Annotated in this window: 1 protein-coding gene and 1 pseudogene; one reads left to right on the top strand and one right to left on the bottom strand. The window is 64.5% G+C overall.

Annotated features, from left to right (window positions below; genetic code table 11):
- Positions 1-1,057, top strand: a 1,057-nt coding sequence (locus tag MXD60_RS26185; RefSeq protein WP_248822375.1) for a reverse transcriptase domain-containing protein, incomplete at its 5' end; no start/stop codon positions are given.
- 62 nt (positions 1,058-1,119) lie between these two features.
- On the opposite strand, the pseudogene MXD60_RS26180 reads toward MXD60_RS26185, so the two are convergent.
- A pseudogene (locus MXD60_RS26180) lies at positions 1,120-1,819 on the bottom strand (DDE-type integrase/transposase/recombinase); the annotation flags it as partial.

The following is a 1,819-nucleotide window of genomic DNA, read 5'->3' as shown; positions in this document are numbered from 1 at the left end:
GCCAGACGGTGGCACCCGGCTCCTCGGAGTGCCCACCATCGCCGACCGGATAGCACAGACGGCCGCGACCATGATCCTGGAACCGGACGTGGACCCAGTGTTCCACGTCGACTCCTACGGTTATCGGCCGCGGAAGTCCGCGCTGGACGCGGTGGAGGTCTGCAAACAGCGGTGCTGGCGGCGTCCCTGGGTGGTCGATCTGGACATTCAGGGGTTCTTCGACAACGTGCCGCACGCGCAGATCATCGCTGCAGTGGAGAAGCATACGAACCTGGCATGGGTGGTGTTGTACGTGAAACGGTGGCTTGTTGCGCCGATTCAACACCCGGACGGCAGCCGTGTGACTCCCGTTAAGGGAACTCCGCAGGGTTCGGCGATCTCACCCTTGTTGTCGAATCTCTTCCTGCACTATGCGGTGGACTCCTGGCTCGCCAGAAAATTCCCGGTGGTGCGGTTCGAGAGGTACTGCGACGACATCATCCTGCACTGCTACAGCCAGCGACAGGCAAAGTTCATTCGTGATGGCGTTGGAAAGCGGCTGCTGGAGTTCGGGCTGCGCTGCCACCCGGACAAGACCCGGATCGTCTACTGCAAGCAGGACGGACGCGACGAAGAACACCAGGTAGCAAGTTTCACGTTCCTGGGCTTCGATTTTCGTCGTGCGCCCATCCGGCGACGCGACGGCGTGCTGATGTGCGGGTTCGTCCCGCTGGTCGGCAAGGCTGCACTGAAGTCGATGGCGCGGGTCATCCGGCAGTGGAAGATCGGTCGTTGGACCAGTGCGAGCCTTCAGGATATTGCCTCGATGGTCAATCCCATCGTGGCAGGATGGATCGGCTATTACGGACGCTTCTACAAGTCCAGGCTGACCGGTTTCCTGGGACAGCGGATCAACCCCTTCCTGGTGAAGTGGGCGATGCGGAAGTACAAGCGACTGCGTCGGGCGAAACGGAGGGCCCGCCGGAAACTGGCCGAGATAGCGTCAGAATTCCCGGCGATGTTCGCTCACTGGAAGCATGGCGCGAGGCCTGTTGGTTCGACGGTGGGAGCCCGGTGACGGGAGACTGTCACGCCGGGTTCTGAGAGCAGCGGCGGGTGAGATTCCCGCCGCTGACTCACCTCGTTTGACACCCGTGGCCGGGAGTGCGAACGGGTGACACCGAGGTCCGCGAGGAGCAATGCCACGGTCTTCGAGGTCATGGACGTGCCACGGTCGGCGTGGATCGTCAGCCGTTCCGGGTCGACCCGCTGTTTCGCGCAGGTGGCCGTGATGAGATCCTCCGCAAGCGCGGCCGACTCCGTTTCGGCGACCATCCAGCCGACAACATAGCGGCTGTACACGTCGAGGATGACATACAGATGATAGTAAGTCCATTTCTTCGGTCCGTGGAGTTTGGTGATGTCCCAGCTCCACACCGAGTTGGGCTTCTCCGCGACGAGTTCGGGTTTGACGTGGGCGGGGTGGGTGGCCTGGCGGCGGCGTTCCCCGGTCTCGCCGTGCTCGGCGAGGATCCGGTACATCGTGCGGGGGGACGCCAGGTAGATCCCCTCGTCCAGCAGCGACGCCCAGACCTGGTCCGGGGAGGCGTCGACGAACCGCTCCGAGTGCAGTACCTCCAGCACCCGGGCCCGCTCCTCGGTGGTCAGGGCCGCGGGCTGGCGGCGCTGCTTGTGCGGGATCGGTGCCGGCCGCGGCGGAGCCGGGCTTTTGCGGTGCCGCCGGTAATGCGTCGCCCGGGACCGGCCCAGAGCCCGGCAGGCTGCCTGCACGCCGGTCTCCTGAGCGAGGGCCGGAAGATGCTCCTCGACGACCCGTTCT

Origin of the sequence: Frankia sp. AgB32 (genome assembly GCF_023243045.1) — a bacterium.
Classification (GTDB): domain Bacteria; phylum Actinomycetota; class Actinomycetes; order Frankiales; family Frankiaceae; genus Frankia.
This window is presented reverse-complemented; position numbering and strand designations above follow the sequence as displayed.